The sequence below is a fragment of the Prochlorococcus sp. MIT 1323 genome, from assembly GCF_047304905.1.
GTDB lineage: Bacteria > Cyanobacteriota > Cyanobacteriia > PCC-6307 > Cyanobiaceae > Prochlorococcus > Prochlorococcus marinus_D.
This window is the reverse complement of sequence record NZ_CP138973.1, coordinates 2,163,650-2,179,872: the sequence shown is the minus strand read 5'-3', so window position 1 is coordinate 2,179,872 and position 16,223 is coordinate 2,163,650. Positions and strand designations below refer to the sequence as shown.

The following is a 16,223-nucleotide window of genomic DNA, read 5'->3' as shown; positions in this document are numbered from 1 at the left end:
TTAATCCCAAAGCTTCATCGCATCATCACGAGCACTAAACCATTCAGCCGCTAAGGCGCCACCCATTGTTCGCTGATCGCGGAACCATGGTCCACCCAGAGTCCAATGCAGTAACTGGGGTCGTATCTGCTCATCTGACAGCTCAAGGTCCTCCTGTACAGCAACCAAGTGGTTCCAAAGCACACCATCAAGAGCTCCAATCTCATGATCACCTGCAAGCCAGTGAAAACGATGCAAATCCAAACCCGTAGCCCTATTCACGTAATCAACTGTGAGCGCTTTGCAACGACAGCAGTTCAGCATCATTAGCGAGCTCCAGTTTTTTTTCGGGTAGGGGCTCTGCACCTCACCCAAGAATTTTTTCGTTTCTCCTGGCTCATGCTGATGCTTAACGCACATCACGGCCATCTGTTCATCTCGCTGTGCCCATAGCTCCGCGATATCACCACGACAAAGCATGTCGCAATCCATAAAAATCGCCCAGCCTTGATAATCCATCAGCTTCGGCACAAGAAATCTCGTGAAGGAGAATGCCGTGCTTTGCTTCGGATCGCGCTCCCGCCGAAACAAGCCCTGGCCTTCTAGCTGAGGAGTGACCAAAGGGGTGATTGCCAGCGGCATCGAGCTGTGCTGGTAAAGACTGTCAATCAGAACATTGGTTGCAGCTCTTTCACGCGGGTCGTAACCGATATAAATCGGTATCGGCGTGGTCATGACTCACATGTTTCGCTCATGAAAATGAGCGTAAACCTTTCTCGTCTCACTAACTCAATGGAGCAGACACCCAAGCCGAATCAGGCGCAACAAAATTCAACGTCGTAGCCCTATGACTTGAGCATGATGACAAAAGCAATGAAGCCCAACCAACGAACAGCAGCAGGAAGCACATCCAAAGCAATGTCTCCGATTCAAGAATGGCAAGGCTGCGATTCTCCAAAGCAGGAGAAGAAGATCTGTTCTCGATTAAAACATTTTTTACCTCACCACTATGGCCTTTAATTCAATGCTGAGCCAGCCGATATTCGCGTAGAACATACTATGGCAAGCCTCATAATTTCCAGCCAACAATCATTCACTAGTATCAAGACAAACCTAGAAAGGCTACAAAAAGATATCAGACAAGCAAAGGCAGTTCAGCAATTCCATATCACCGTGATCAAGGTCATCCAAAAATCACAAAAATACCGTCGATTGCCCAAGCCGGCTACACTCAATACAGAACATCAAAACGAACAATCAAGATGACAAGTACTAGCGTCTCAATAGATGGTATTAGCGTTGGCAACGACCAACCCTTCGTATTGATCGGCGGGGTGAATGTGCTTGAAAGTCTTGATTTTGCCATCAACGTGGCCGGTCACTATGTTGAAGTTTGTCAACGGCTAGGCATTCCATTTATCTTCAAAGCCTCTTACGATAAAGCCAATCGTTCTTCAATTCATTCGTATCGAGGTCCAGGAATAAAAACAGGTCTTAACATATTAAAAGCCGTGAAAGAAACATATAAAATCCCGGTTTTAACTGATGTTCACTCACCAGAAGAGGCCTCTGAAGCTGCCGCCATTTGCGACGTAATTCAACTTCCTGCCTTCCTGGCACGCCAAACAGATCTTGTGCGGGCGATGGCAGAAACAAATGCCGTGATCAATATCAAGAAGCCACAATTCCTGAGCCCAGAGCAAATGAAAAATATTACTGAAAAATTTCGCGAATGTGGCAACACTAAATTGCTTCTTTGTGAACGTGGCTCCAACTTTGGCTACGACAATCTAGTTGTCGACATGCTGGGCTTTGGAGTCATGAAGCAGACCTGCAATGATTTGCCCCTGATTTTCGATGTCACCCATGCATTGCAATGCCGCGATGCTGGTGGAGCCGCCTCGGGCGGCCGGCGTTCACAAGTTCTTGAACTCGCCCGTGCTGGCATGGCCGTTGGGCTTGCGGGGTTATTCCTTGAATCTCATCCCGATCCCAACAAAGCTTTATGTGATGGTCCAAGTGCGCTTCCTCTAACACTTCTTGAGGCTTTCTTGGGACAAGTTAAATTAGTTGATGATCTAGTCAAAGCCATGGACAAATTAACCATTGAATAAATACAAAGAATCAAGAACCCTTGCTCTCCAAATGGGAGCAATCTTAATTATCGGGTAAGATATTTAGAGAATTGCTTTTGAATATTAAGATCTGGGTCCATGCACAAAATACTTCTTGTCATAAAGTCTTGATTAAATTTATCATCTACACAAGCAGATGTCTCTAGCAATGCATAGCGAGACTATGATTCAATACTTTCTCCCAAGTCACCCGAAGTCCGATCCACGTGTCCGCACACTGTGCAGAAGATCACACCCATTCACAAGCTTTCGCTACCTCACATCAGATCTATATTCGAATCACAAAAAGATAACTTTCGGCTATCTAGGTACATTCGCCAGAACGATCCTATTAGGCCCATCAAGTGCTCAAAAAGCTGCTCTTGAAAGGCTGGTGATCCTTGATCACGCCTATGCTCCAAAAAGTCATAAGTTTGGCCTATTTCGTGCAAGCCGCTTTAGCAAAGAACTCCAAACACTCAAATTTCCAGGTCAAGATCTACTCGAAAATAAGCATAAGAATGCTCTCTACTCATACCTAAAAGAACAACAAGGAGAAGATCAAATCATGCTGACCGGGAAAACAATTAAAGACTTCGGCATCAAAAACTCATCCAACATTCTTCTAATCAACCCGGCACCAGTATTACTAGCGTTGCGCTCAATCAACCGCGAAAATTTCAACCAGGAGCTAATTGAGAGGATCAAAGACAGGCATGATTCAAAAAACATATACAACTCGTACAAGCCTCTAGAAATTAATTTGACTCAAACAGGCGAAAGAGAAAAGCAAAAAAGACCGTACAAAAAAAAGACCTTTCAATACAACTCTATCGATAAGGTTTACTGTCCAACTTCAATGCTTGCGCTACGTTTCATCCTAAAAGGAATTCCAGTTGAACTTTCAAGTCTTCATCCGCTACAAAAAATCCTTGGCGAAAACGTCCATGCTCATTCAAGCCAAGAGGCCCTAGACATCGTTTATAACTCACTTCTCAAAACAACTTTGTCTATCCGAAGACTACGAAAATTCGAGAGGTTTATAGCGAGTAAGTCAACCTAAATAATTAATTCATCTCAGAATGATGGCCAGAGAAGCAAATCGAAACGAGTTGACGAGCAAGAGCAGAAAACTGAGCGGGTCTCAAAATCTCAAAGCGTTGGCGAAAAACATCCTCATTAAGAAGCTCATTGTTAGACAACAGCATTGTAATTTGCATACACCAAGCCTCACAGTCCGCTCGTAAGGGCATCAGCCAACTTCCAAGCTCGCCTGACTGAATATCTGCTGGGAAGCCTGTTGGAGATGACAGCATCAAGCAGCCACTAGCCATTCCTTCTAGGAAAGAAACAGGACCACCCTCCTGAGCCGCCACCGAGCAAACCAAGCGAGAATTCTGATAAACTTTAGGGGTCTCAGAATGTGGTAGATCAATCAAGCTAACGCGTTGATCAAGAGAATATTCACAACACTCCCAATCATGGCCTAGTATGGCTACATTTAGGCCCATCATAATCAAACGATTGACTATCTGTACCTGCAAGCCATAACGTTTACGCTTATGGTAATAACCATCAGGGCCTTCACGATAACGGCCAACAAATAAAACATCGATATTACGCTCGCCACACTGTTGAGAAAACCCATCTTGGTCATTTCCTGCAAATAAACAGGGGTCGTATCCAGCAGGAAAAACATGAATCCGTTCTTTCTTAACCTTACGCATAGACACCAATTCTTTTTCAAAGTGATTTAAAACAAGCACTGCATGAAGCCGATCAATCCGATCAAGTGGTAAACCCAAGCGCACATGAGTATGATAAAAGACAATACGCTTTTCAGGTACTCCAAACTCAATAAGTTCATCTAAAAACTTCAAACCCATAGCCACTACATAGATATCGTGACGACCGATAAATTGGCGCAACTCAGCTTCATCCCCAGCAATCTCACAGCCAACCGATTTAATGCAACTAAACTGCGCCTGAAGATCTCTCCAAAGGAAATAGAGAATCCATCCCCGATTTTGCATCGGCAGGTAAGCAACCAGACAAGGTTGCTTACCTGCCGATGCATCAAATAGCCGCTTATACTGCTGGCCTTTGATTACGCGTAAAATGCGCTTGAATACATACAGAAGTGCTTGCTTCAGAGCTTTCATAAAGGATACGCAGATCGCAACGCGGGATACGCTCGCAGAAAGTATTGAACTTGCCAAAGGAATAACCAGTAAGCAATCCAACTTCCCCCTATAACGCTACAAAACAAACCCAAACGATTGCGAAGAGCAATTGCGAGACAGGCGACGAGATAAACCAAGCCCAGACCTAAAGCTGCTGTCCACGTAATGGCATGAATATCTGGATGCTCTGCTACCGACTGGTTAATCAAAACACACCAGAGTAACGGGGGAGCTGTTACGATTGCAAGTGAACCTGAATATAGAGAATTCACATGGTTACAGTAAGTAATCAATGCAATCAAGCCAGTACCTGCCAAAAGGTACAGAAGAAGGTGCTCAAAGCTAGCGACTTTTGATATCTTGTCAATCATCAATTCAGATTGCCTCCATGCAAAACCAAAAGACTGAGCTATTGATTCATAATCCAAATCTGATTGAGCTTTGCCTTTTGTTTTATGAATAAAGCCAAAACGGTCGAGCATGGAGCTACCACCTAAAATGAAGCGTCCTGTCAAATCAACTACAGCAAGACGGATATAATGCATCGCACTAGAAGCGAAAAGAGCCAATGCCATTGACCAAGAATAGATAGCGCGAACAAAAGAGTCTTTCAATTCCAATGCATAGCGACCAATCAGCACTGTGATTGCACACATCACTCCCATCCTTGGGCAGCCAATTGCAGCAATCACCAACAGCACCGCTGAAAGTATATGAAGCCAAGCACTCCTCAAACGGATCGCCAACGCCAAGCATGATGCACTAACAGCCACTAGGACAGAAGAAAGAGCCCGGTCATCGCTATTCCACAACGCTCCCCAAATACCCTCGCTTGGGAAGACAACAGCAAAAGCAGCAAATAAGACCAAACCCAAAATATAACGAGGGGTCGAAATTGAACGAGAACGTTCTTCAATAATTAGCCATGACAGCGTGGCAACAGAAAGAGAAATTAAAGCTGCAGATGCATAAGCAGAAGCCCGAATTACTTGCCAAAATCCAACCACTCCAGCCAACTGGTAGGCGAAATAATGGGGCACAATATATAAGGTGGACTGTGAGGAATAAAGATCCTTAGGTATTGATGAAGGCAGAGTCACCAATAATTTTCGAAAAGTCATCAGACCACCAAGCTCCCAAAAACCAAATTCATGCCATGAATGCACAGAATCAAGCAAGCGAACATTGCATGTTGAGGCCAAATGGTTCAGAGAATTTCCCGCATTTCCCAAAGCCGCATTAAATAACAACAAGCAAATCGTTACGCCAAGTAACCAGGGTATGTACATCAACCAACATGGGCCGGTTGAGCTGCTTGGCGATGTTGATGTCATGAGAATTCCTCTCTGACTAGTGGTTGCTCTGAAATGAACTGTTCAGACATATTAAAGTACAAAGGCATTGCTCCTATAGCGTTAACAACTGTATTCTCAGGTAGAGAAGAACCCATGCGAATCAAAACCGTAATCACTATAGATCTCATCGATCTATTTCACCTAAAGGGAATAATAAGACTGTACTAATCATGAGACTGTTGATGTCATCTCTATTGCTACACCCCTCACACTGGCTGCTAGCCCATCAATGAGCTGAAATCATGATCTCGGCTGTATGTCACCGAAGAAGGATCATCCGCTGCAATCATCCTCTGCTTGCTGTTGCAACAAGGGTGAAAGTCAACAACAACGTCATCAGCATGGGAAAGTTCTGCTCCTCACTCTCCTCTCCAACCATCTACCATTGAGTAAAGAGATCTAAGAAACAGACATCAAATCTACGACTTTGCAGCTATCGCTAACCGAAAGGGTTAACAGCTTCAAACTAAGCATCCTACTAGTTGATTTCTACAGAGTTCAGCAACTGCAGGCACTTCGGAATCATGAGATTTTTTATGGCTACCACTCGATGAAACCATCGGCAAGCCGAGGCAATTCGTATCCACTTTTTCTCGCGTCGCCATAGCTTTCAGCACAAACGAGCTTTTTATGGCAATGCATCTCTACCCTGATCAGAACTTCAGTGAACCAAGCATGGTTCAAATAAATCGCCTTGAAGCCATGTATAAGCAGATCCCTGCCATCAACACCGTGGTAGCTGTTCTGCTTTTTCAAAGCATTCTATGAAAGACACCCTGCGCTGGCAGACCATCGCTTGGGGACGCATCCTGTTCAGGACACGCTTGGCTCGTTCGGAATGGGAGGCCTTGAAGGCTTGGCAGGGATTGGTCCATCAGGCCTACCAAGGCAATCCGATACAACCCAATCTCTGCCATGACCTTTGGCACCAAGACCAATTCCAAAAGCCTGACGCGCAAAAAGCTTTTTTCACCCCCAATCGACGCGAACGAGAACCTTCATCGCACCACTACGGCCACGATATTCAGTTGAAACGCTATTGCGGTTTGCCACTAGTTGGAGCCCCGCTTGAAGTGCTCTTGGAACACGGCCTCAAAGTTGCAAAAAGCTCACGTTTTGAAGCGCCAAAAGCCTGGGCAAAGCAAGGCTACCTTTGCATGGGTCCATTACGTGCTCGATGGTTACAGGAAGAACAGGCTGTCCCTGCTCACCCGATTGGACCATGGATTCGCTTCGCAAAACCTTTGCTCACTGCTAAGCAGCTGCAGCTATATCGCGAACACTGGGGCAAAACCCTACTGGTGGTGCTAGCCCACAGCTGGGATCAAGTGGAACGATCCATGGATCTAAAGGCCTGTATCGATGCAGTCAGCTCCATTGCTGATCAATATGGTTACTTAAAAGTGGTTTGGCTACGGCACTGGAAAGATCCTCTGAGCCTACCTATTCCAGATGGTTGGATCACCGCCTGCAATGGCCACCGCTCAAACCCCTGGTTTCTAGACTCACTGCGCACACTTCTGGAACTTAGTGATGGATTAGCAAGCAATGCTTTCGGCACACATTTGGGTTACGCCACAGCTTTAAAAAAAAATCTGCACTGGATCAATGTCACAGCTAAGCAGGATCTAAGTCTGTTGACAGCTACCAAAGCACAAGAGGAGCAGATCGAATGGCAGGAAAGACAACGCTTGAGCGAAGAATTAATCTCTGCACTGAAATTACCGTTTGATCAGCAAGCCTTAGCAATACATCAACTACTAGATCCTTACTGGGGATTGAGTATTCAGCCTTCCCCTGCTGAGATCGCTCAAATACTAGGCCGTTAATTCAGTCCTTCAACTCATAAGAATACTATTGCTTGCAATAAGACAGAGGTTGAAGTCAGTCAGCAGACATCAAGCCAAAAAACAACGCGAAGGCAGCGTTGGTCAACCAGGCAAACAGCCAGAGCAATATTTACTGAACAGAAGTACAAAATCCCCCACAAACCTGAGCCATAGATATCGGATCGTGGTACTTGACCACAGCTCAGCAGCTCCGTGACTGGTACTTACTGAAAAGAGTGGTCCTTCAAAGCCAACCAAGGGAAAAACTGTTCCAACCGCGACCACCTTGCCAAAGGGCACACAGCAGTTCAAAGCAACCTCCATCCAAAAGAAATGCAAGGCCTTTTCCACCCTCTCTCGAAGCAGGGTTACGCAAAAGGCGAACTGCCTCTACAAGACCAATCCTCTGAGGATTGGTCTGTTGACAAGATCGAGCACCTTGACGCCGGCTATGACCCAAAGTGCGAATCAACAGCAGCGCTGCCTTTTCAAGGCAATCATTTTCAGGGATAAGTAGCCCAATTCTCTTATCACCTCACTCCAATGGTTCTATCGGCGCAAGACGGGGGTCAAGAATCTTTGGCCCCATCCCTACAAACTTCACCGCAATTGAAACCTTTTGACCACTGCCGAAGGTATGTGTAATTTCACCAACACCGAAGCTGGAGTGCGTAACCCGATCACCAACGGCCCAGCGGCGACTAGAAGCGGAATTAGTCTGTCGACGTCGAACAGCATTTGCCGGCGGTGCACTAGGCCGCTGACGATCCACACGCGTCAGTCTTTCCAGATGACGTTCACGACGCATGGCGGCCCCTCCGCTCTGAGGGACGTCACCATGCACTAGTGCTTCAGGCAGTTCCGAAAGAAAAACTGATGGCACGGCAGCCTCACGCATGCCTCCCCAGAGCCGTCGCTCACAGGCGTGAAAAATGAACAGCCGCTCTTTAGCCCGGGTAATCCCTACATAACAAAGACGACGCTCCTCCTCCAGCGAAGCCGGATCATCTAGCGAGCGATAGCTCGGGAACAGTCCCTGCTCCAGGCCCACTAGAGAAACGACGGGAAACTCAAGCCCCTTACTGCTATGCAGGGTCATCAAGGTGACCCGGTCGGCCGCAGTGTCTTTGCTGTCGGCATCGCTTGACAGAGCAGCACTAGCCAGAAAGCCCTCTAAATCACCTTCCTCGTTCTCCTCTTGATACTGAAGACCTGCATTGACTAATTCCTGCAAATTGCGACGCCGCTCCTCCGCCTCATCAGTTCCATCTGCAATCAGCTCACTCACGTAGCCACTCTTCTCCATCACCTGCTGAATCAATTCCGCAGGTGAAGACTCCTGAATCTGCCGCTGCAAATCATTAACTAGCTCACAAAACTGCAAAAGACCCTTGGATGAACGACCACCCAAAGAACGCACGGCTTCCGGATCACTGACCACATCCCAAAGCGGGATCCCAAGCTGATTAGCCGCATCGGTTAAGCGCTGAATAGTGGTTTTACCAATTCCCCGCTTAGGCACATTGATAACACGCAAAAGACTTACACCGTCTGCTGGGTTAACAAGAAGCCTCAGATACGCCAACACATCTTTGATCTCACGTCTGTCATAAAAGCGAAGGCCACCCACCACCAAATATGGAATTCCCCAACGAACCAATGATTCTTCAATGGCGCGTGATTGGGCATTGGTGCGGTAAAGCACCGCCATATCCCCCCAACTGAGTTCTGGGTTTGCAGACTCCAACATCCTCAGCCGATGCACCACTGCTTCGGCCTCGGCAATCTCATCATCACAACGAGTGAGTGTGATCAGCTCTCCTTCGCTACGCGTCGGTCGCAATACCTTTTCGATCCGTTCGGTGTTGTTCGCAATCAGCGCATTGGCAGCCTCAAGGATCGTTGCAGTGGAACGATAATTCTCCTCCAACTTGACCATCGTCCGTGTGGAGTCCTCCGGAGCCTGATCACCAAAATCGTCCTGAAATCCCATCAAGATGGTGAAATCCGCAGCCCGGAAGCTGTAGATACTCTGATCGGCATCACCGACCACAAATATTGAACGCCCCTGCCAATCGTCGTAACTCTGAGGATCTCGACCATCAAGCACCAGAAGCTTGATCAGCTCGTACTGGGTACGGTTGGTGTCCTGATACTCATCCACCAACACGTGACGGAAGCGGCGATGCCAATAGCCGCGAACCTGCTCGTTCTGTTGTAGCAACTGCACTGGTAACAACAGAAGATCGTCGAAATCGAGTGCATTGTTCGCCGCAAGAGCCTTTCGGTAACGGCGATAGGTCTCAGCGGTAAGCTTGCCCCGCTGGCCTTCTGCATTGGCCTCCAGCTCATCAGGCAGCCATCCCTGGTTCTTGGCGTTGCTGATCGCCCAACGCACCTTCTTCGGCTCAAAACGCTTTGGGTCTAGCTGAAGATCCTGAGTGACGATCTCCTTCACCAGGCTCTGGGCATCAGCCTCGTCATAAATTGAGAATTGCTTGGTCCAGGTGAGGCCCTCCGGATCTTTGAACTTGTCGATATCAAAACGCAGCATGCGCGAAAACAGCGCATGGAAGGTGCCGATCCACAGCTCCTTAGTCACCTCCCGGTAGATGCGCGAACGCAGTTGACGCTGCTCCACCGGCGGCAGCGTGCTCCAGGGCTGGCCGTACTGGCTCTGAGCCAGGCGCTGGGCCAGCAACAACTCCAGCCGCTCCTTCATCTCTCGGGCGGCCTTGTTGGTGAAGGTCACCGCCAGAATCTGAACCGGATCGGCGCCATGCTCACCGATTAGGTGGGCGATGCGATGGGTGAGGGCCCGGGTCTTGCCGCTGCCGGCACCCGCTACGACCAACAGCGGCCCTTCGTGGTGATCCACCGCCCTGCGCTGGGCGTCGTTGAGGCCGGCCAGAAAGCTCATGAGCAGAGGCTACAGAGCCTCAACAGCGCCAAGGCGGCGCTTCTGCCGCTTGGGGTCCTTGTAAAAAATGGATTGAAATCAAGCCTCTTAGAATCCAGGCCAGAAAAGACAAACAATGAGCGATACCTGCAGTTCCCATTTTTCATTCTCGGAACAACTCAAGCAAGCCGAATTTCATCCCGAGACATTTCCACTCTGGATCTGCCGTAACTTCCTTCCCGAAGCGCTACTCAAACCGCTCGCCAGCCGCTTCCCCACAAGCCAGGCAATCCATCATTTTACCAAACCCAACACTCCTTACACACAGAACACGGCCTATCCCTGGGAATTCACATCACTTCCAGCCGACCTGACGGAACTCAACACGGTCGCATCCGCCTGGACAGCACAGAAGCAAGACCTAATCCAGTTCATTCATCCCCATCTCCCCCCCCATCTGCAGCCTCACCTTCAGGAGCTGATCGACCACACTGAATCTCGAGGAGATGGGCGGGCAACCTCTCCCTGCACCATGGAGGGCACAACGCAGTTAGGCCCCCATTGCGACAACCCCAAGGAACTTTTGGCAGGGCTCATTTACCTGAGAGACGATCGCGATCAAGGAGAAGGCGGAGCCCTCGATATCTATGCGCTCCGAAACCCCAACCGAACCCGCTACATGTCGGCAAAGAGACGAATCCCCTCCCGCTATTTAACCAAGATTCGCTCGATTCCCTACGCCTCCAACACAGCTGTTTTCTTCGTGCCCACCCACTTGGCGATTCACGGGGTCTCATCCCGCGACATCACTACTCATGACAGGCGCCTGATCAACCTCTCCATCGAAATCACCAAACAGTCCAATCTCAAACTCTGGGATCCCCAGCGACATCTTCATCGCAGACATGAACTGAACCTTCGCCTTGCTCACCGTGCAGCGAAGCTGGCCCGTCAGGCGGGACTGAGCACTATCAGCAAAGTGCTGAGCGAAATCGGCAGCAGTGGCGAGATCTACAACTTCATCAACAGCAAGAGGCTCAGATGAGATCCAGTCACAAGACTGCTGATCAGGAATGACGGCTACGGTGACACTGGGCTGCAGCGTGGCCCAGCACAGATGCCACGGTGGAGATGTGATTCCCCACCGTGAACCGCTCGCGGGCATGCCGCTGCGCGGCATGCCCCATCTGCGCCGCCAGAGCTGGATGCTCCAGCAGCCTCAGCAACCCATACGCCAACGCCTCCAGATCCCCTTCTTCTGCAAGGAAAGCGGTGCGCTCCTCAAGCACCACCTCCGGGATCCCCGCATGACGGGTCGAGACCACAGGCAACCCGGCCATCTGCGCCTCGAGCACGGCCACGGGGCATCCCTCGGAATCACCATCCGCCGCGACCCGGGAGGGCAGCAGCAGGCAGCGCACCTGCCGCATCGATGCGGCTACCTGGGCAGGTGACTGAAATCCCAGCAATTCCACCTGACCCTCGAGGCCCAGTTCTCGGATGCGCACCTCCAAAGCCGGTCGCAGGGGACCCTCACCAATGAAATCCAAATGCAGTGGCAACTCAGAACGCTGCTGAACCATTGCAAAAGCCTCAAGCGCATCTAAGGGAGCCTTCTTCTCAACTAATCGACCGACAAACAACACTCGGGGTGGTGCATTTGCAGGCGAAGCTCCGTAAAACAAAGTGGGGTTTGCCCCAGAAGGGCTGATTGTGATCCGTTCAGAATCTGCCCCAAGCTCCTCCAAAACGACTTTCATGGGCCGACTCTTAACGATGAATGCTGATGCGATACGCATCAGACGCCTATAGCGCTCCTGCAACAATCTCAAACGCCTGTCTGCGGATGCATCAGAACCCCGGAAATGCACAACAAGAGGCACGCCACTCCAGCGAACAGCATCCATGACCCGCACTGCATGGAAACCAAATTCAACAAGAATCACGTCTGGCCTATGACAACGGATCAGCCAATAAGCGATGAATGATGATGGCAAAGTTGCCAATCGCTGAAGACCAAGACGTGTGCAGACCTTGCTAAGGAAAATTGCAACGCCATAGGCCATTTGCCCAGGACTATTTGAAGTTCCAGCGTATTCATCGCCAAAAAAAGCAATTTGCCGCAAAGGCATTGCAGCAAGATTGCTCCGGATAAATGTCTCCGAAGGAGAACATCTAGTGGGTGCGAATACCATCACAAGAGGGTCCAAAGCCTGCTGAACAACATCCTCAAACTGCTTGCGAACTACAGACGGTGAATACAACTCACGGATCCTTCGAGCTTCTCGCCCAAAACGTTCAAGCTTTAAAGGGTTCTCAATCAAGGTTGCAATAGAGTTTCCCAACTTCTGCGCATCAACGTTTTCAGGTAGTAATTCACCATTAACGCCATGTTGTATCAACTCTCGAGGCCCTGTTGGACAATCAATGGCAAGACATGCTGTCCCAGATGCCATTGCTTCCATAAGCACATTGGGGCAGCCTTCAAACCTTGAACTAAGGACAAAAAGATCAGCTCTTTCATACCAATCGCCCACATTCCCGACACGTCTAATTAACAGACGCCGGCTTTGACCGTTGACATGAGCGGAAAGAGTCTGACGCAAGTAAGGATGACTCTGATGAACACCCGCGATAACAAGCCAGCAATTCGGATGATCATTGGCAAGCAAACTAAAGGCCTGCAATAATCGATCAAATCCCTTTTGATGAGGCTTAGTCCCTACAGCCAAAATAACCTGTGCTTTAGCCGGTAGACAAGATTCAGGAGAAATGCAAGGGTCCTGGATCGGCAAAGGCCATTCCACTGGATTAGACACAATCCGCCAATGGCTAGTCAAGCCTGAATCTTCAAGCCACTGACCGATTCTTAAAGTTTGGACCTGATGCAGAGCTGCTCTTGGATAAAGAATTCTGCGTAAAATCCACCACGATAATGGCAATATTTTTGCCGGTGGATAATTAACCTCTGCAACAATGACACGCCAGGGTTTACCTACATTGGCCAATAGCAAGTTAATCGATGGCCTGGTGGAAACACCAATTGCTAGATCAGGTGGATACTTGGCTAAATAACTTCGCAGCCATCTCCAAGTCGACTCTTTTGATCCAATAGGGCGGGTAACTACTTGAAGGCCAGGCGGCGCCTGGAAAAATACTTCATCAGGCGGGAATCCTAATAAAAGAGTTACCTCATGCCCCATATCCTGCAACCAAGCAATCCACTTCAAGGCAATACGCTCTGCACCCCCCAAGCCCAAATCATGGATATGCAATACAATCTTTGCCATATTTTAGCTATCCGATAAAAAGTTAGGCTCAAGGGAGTCAAGCCAGTCAAGCGCCCCCTCAGCAATGCCAGGCGAAGCTATGTTAATCATTATGGAAAGCCTTTTTTCACGCAAAACTTGTGAATCTGACGTCATAGCCAACTCGACCAAGTCAAGGACTTCAATCAAGAGGCCAAGATGATTCTCCTTGGCCTCTTCAACTGGTCTTCGATATCGACCACACTCAAGCTCTATCCGAAATCTTTTCAAGGAATTGCACAACTGATGACATCCTAACCGATTAAAGCTTAGACACAAAAGTCCTCTCAAAAGATTAGTAGTACTGCGATATAGCACATCAGCAGAAATCTCTCGAAAAGGCATCGCATTGAGAATCCGTAAATTTGCGTTGCCAATTGACTCAATTGTTTTAGCAGCAGCCCTTCCTTCAGAAAGAGATAACTGCAGCAAGCAGGCGCGAGCCGAAATAATTTGTTTATATGGACATTCACGGTTACGCCAATGAGGACTAAAAACAATCTGTTCTGAGCTAGTCAGGCCTGCCTGCCTGAAAAGCCATGGGTGTAAGCCATCCAAACTAACTGAATTCTTTTGTTGAATAGAAATATAAATAGCTGCAATTCCAGCATAAAAACACTGATGAGAAAGGAGAGACTCAGACTTGTGAATCCCGACAAGTAAAGTCAAAGCCTTATCAGGTCCTACCGGCCTGCAATCTGGTCTAAAAACAAACCTCTCCACCTGAAAATGCCACTGATATTTATACTGCTGATATTCAAGAAGCCTTAATGCACTATGTATATCATCGGCAGCGATAGCAGTTTCGACAGAACATTCAGAAGCCTTGATTTTTTTATAACTCAACAGCCACAGGAGGCGTCGACACAAACGACCCATATGACGCCTTAAAGCTCCAAACAAATCAGCCACAACTCCATAATAACCTTACAATGCTTATTGGAGCAACTAAAGGGATTAAAGCCCTCTAAAAGACATAAGCATAATTTTGCGGCCACCAGCATATAAACCAAACCTTTAAACGACTCCCCCTCAAAATTGTCTAAAAAAGTACAAATAAATCAATAGTACACAATCTGCCAAGGCCACCTGTCTGGGATGCAAAGGAAGTCATCATCAAAGCCACAATTAAGGCCAACCGGGTCAACCAATTGCTTACCCCAGATCATCAAACTAAAGAGAAGTAAAGGCAGCAACATCTTATTAATGCTATAAAGTTGAAACCAACGCAGTACAGATAGCAGCAAAAATAACCCTATCGGATCTGCAAATCTGAAGACGATCTGTGGGTAGATTTCAAACCTCACTCCACATTGCACAATGATGAACATCAACATGTAAAGAAGCAAAGTCCTACTCGCCTGACAATGCTTCAAAACAGACCATGATATTTTTCTCCTTTGGCAGGAAAGAACAACCGCTACCAACAAAAGCACTTCTGAAACCAAAACAGGTCGCTGAATTGAATAAGAGCTAAAAAAATTCATCTGACTTGTGTAATCCAGCAATTTGAGCCAGATCGGTTGTGCAAAAATAGTCAATACAACGACGAGCAATCCAAAGACGCCAATCTTCACGAGACGCGGCAACCTGGCCAAAGAACCTATGCCTTGCCAACTTGCAGGAATTGAGGCCAAAACAAGCATAGGGAAAGCCGTGAGATGACTAAATAAAGCCAAAACAGCAGAAGATAAAACAGGAAGTATTCGTATTTCAACAAAGCCCGAGGCACGTAGAAACAGTGGCACAGCCAGTAAAACTGCCCAAGCCTGTCGGGTGTGAGCGTTCTGCAAAAACCCTCTTAGGAATGGGCTTGTCAACAACAACAAAGCCCACCAGCCACCCCAGCCTGGCAATCGCCAACAACGGGAGAGAAAGATGGCCAAAACAGCGAAAAACGTCGCAACAAGCCCATGAATGGCTGCCATCCTGTAAGGAAGAACCTTGATCAAGGGAGCCAATATCCACCAAAAGGGCTCTCTAGGTAGATGTACAACAAACTGGTCGATGTAATGATTCAACTTGGTGACATCGCTTGTACCCCATGAGGACAACGTGAAAAAAGCCGTAGTCACTAGACAAAAAAGGCCTACAGCAATCCACCACCAAGACATCTTCTGGCGGACAGCCAACCAATTGATGCAAGTCGCAAAGAGCACTTGGCTGAAAAATAACAACGTCATCAACCATGGTGATGACATCACCTGATCAATCCGATAGGGGGACTCGCTCGGGAACATCAGCAAGAGACTCAAGAAAGTGCTCCAATACATAGAATAATCAGATCTTTGAGTGACATAGCCAACGTCGAACATAAGCAACTGAAGTACATCCGCAAGACACTGAAGGTACTTATTAAGTGTTTGACGAAGCTAGGCGGTAAACAAGGATGGCAAGTTGATTTTCAAAACATTCCAACTCAGAAAAAAATTAAGAACAAGAAGCTTTCTCCAAGCGAAAATGAAAAGGATTTTAATCAAATTTCTGATGCTTTTATAGTGCCTATCAGCAACCAAGTCGTGTTAACGGCATAAGGCCTTGACAATTGCTCCAATA

13 protein-coding genes are annotated in these 16,223 nt (G+C 47.8%); 5 read left to right on the top strand and 8 right to left on the bottom strand.

Annotated elements, in window-relative coordinates; all coding sequences use genetic code 11:
• Positions 1 to 714, bottom strand: a complete 714-nt coding sequence (locus SIB68_RS10570) for a glycosyltransferase (RefSeq protein ID WP_063400956.1) — start codon at positions 712 to 714, stop codon at positions 1 to 3.
• A gap of 527 nt (positions 715 to 1,241) precedes the next feature.
• On the opposite strand from SIB68_RS10570, the gene kdsA reads away from it, so the two are divergent.
• Positions 1,242 to 2,093, top strand: a complete 852-nt coding sequence (gene kdsA, locus SIB68_RS10565; protein WP_063400958.1) for a 3-deoxy-8-phosphooctulonate synthase — start codon at positions 1,242 to 1,244, stop codon at positions 2,091 to 2,093.
• A 394-nt stretch (positions 2,094 to 2,487) separates the two neighbouring features.
• On the top strand, positions 2,488 to 3,156 hold the full coding sequence (locus tag SIB68_RS10560; protein ID WP_063400959.1) for a hypothetical protein: 669 nt from the start codon (positions 2,488 to 2,490) through the stop codon (positions 3,154 to 3,156).
• 4 nt (positions 3,157 to 3,160) lie between these two features.
• Here the strand turns inward: SIB68_RS10560 and SIB68_RS10555 are convergent, their stop codons facing one another.
• The gene (locus SIB68_RS10555; RefSeq protein WP_063400960.1) at positions 3,161 to 4,255 is read right to left on the bottom strand and encodes a glycosyltransferase; all 1,095 of its coding nucleotides are present in this window, start codon (positions 4,253 to 4,255) and stop codon (positions 3,161 to 3,163) included.
• Positions 4,252 to 5,610 (bottom strand): hypothetical protein, encoded by a 1,359-nt coding sequence (locus tag SIB68_RS10550; RefSeq protein ID WP_155724988.1) that lies wholly within the window; start codon positions 5,608 to 5,610, stop codon positions 4,252 to 4,254. Before SIB68_RS10550 ends, SIB68_RS10555 begins: the two co-directional genes overlap by 4 nt.
• Positions 5,611 to 6,395: 785 nt before the next feature.
• On the opposite strand from SIB68_RS10550, the gene SIB68_RS10545 reads away from it, so the two are divergent.
• Positions 6,396 to 7,460, top strand: a complete 1,065-nt coding sequence (locus tag SIB68_RS10545; RefSeq protein ID WP_063400962.1) for a hypothetical protein — start codon at positions 6,396 to 6,398, stop codon at positions 7,458 to 7,460.
• 244 nt (positions 7,461 to 7,704) lie between these two features.
• Here SIB68_RS10545 and SIB68_RS10540 read toward each other — a convergent pair whose 3' ends face one another.
• Together SIB68_RS10540 and SIB68_RS10535 are read right to left on the bottom strand one after the other, a co-directional pair.
• On the bottom strand, positions 7,705 to 7,932 hold the full coding sequence (locus SIB68_RS10540; protein WP_063400963.1) for a hypothetical protein: 228 nt from the start codon (positions 7,930 to 7,932) through the stop codon (positions 7,705 to 7,707).
• A 63-nt stretch (positions 7,933 to 7,995) separates the two neighbouring features.
• Positions 7,996 to 10,380 (bottom strand): UvrD-helicase domain-containing protein, encoded by a 2,385-nt coding sequence (locus tag SIB68_RS10535; protein WP_063400964.1) that lies wholly within the window; start codon positions 10,378 to 10,380, stop codon positions 7,996 to 7,998.
• Between the two features lie 115 nt (positions 10,381 to 10,495).
• Between SIB68_RS10535 and SIB68_RS10530 the strand changes: the two genes are divergently transcribed.
• Complete coding sequence (locus SIB68_RS10530) at positions 10,496 to 11,404, top strand: 2OG-Fe(II) oxygenase (protein ID WP_063400965.1); 909 nt, start codon at positions 10,496 to 10,498, stop codon at positions 11,402 to 11,404.
• Between the two features lie 22 nt (positions 11,405 to 11,426).
• On the opposite strand, the gene SIB68_RS10525 is transcribed toward SIB68_RS10530, so the two are convergent.
• The 3 genes from SIB68_RS10525 to SIB68_RS10515 form a co-directional block, all read right to left on the bottom strand.
• Positions 11,427 to 13,613, bottom strand: coding sequence for a glycosyltransferase (locus SIB68_RS10525; RefSeq protein ID WP_413681831.1), 2,187 nt, complete (start codon positions 13,611 to 13,613; stop codon positions 11,427 to 11,429).
• 39 nt (positions 13,614 to 13,652) lie between these two features.
• Entirely contained in the window at positions 13,653 to 14,579 is a 927-nt protein-coding gene (locus SIB68_RS10520) for a hypothetical protein (RefSeq protein ID WP_063400966.1), read from the bottom strand.
• Between the two features lie 149 nt (positions 14,580 to 14,728).
• On the bottom strand, positions 14,729 to 15,907 hold the full coding sequence (locus SIB68_RS10515; protein ID WP_155724989.1) for a hypothetical protein: 1,179 nt from the start codon (positions 15,905 to 15,907) through the stop codon (positions 14,729 to 14,731).
• Positions 15,908 to 16,030: 123 nt separating this feature from the next.
• On the opposite strand from SIB68_RS10515, the gene SIB68_RS10510 reads away from it, so the two are divergent.
• On the top strand, positions 16,031 to 16,201 hold the full coding sequence (locus tag SIB68_RS10510; protein ID WP_155724990.1) for a hypothetical protein: 171 nt from the start codon (positions 16,031 to 16,033) through the stop codon (positions 16,199 to 16,201).
• Positions 16,202 to 16,223 lie beyond the last annotated feature (22 nt).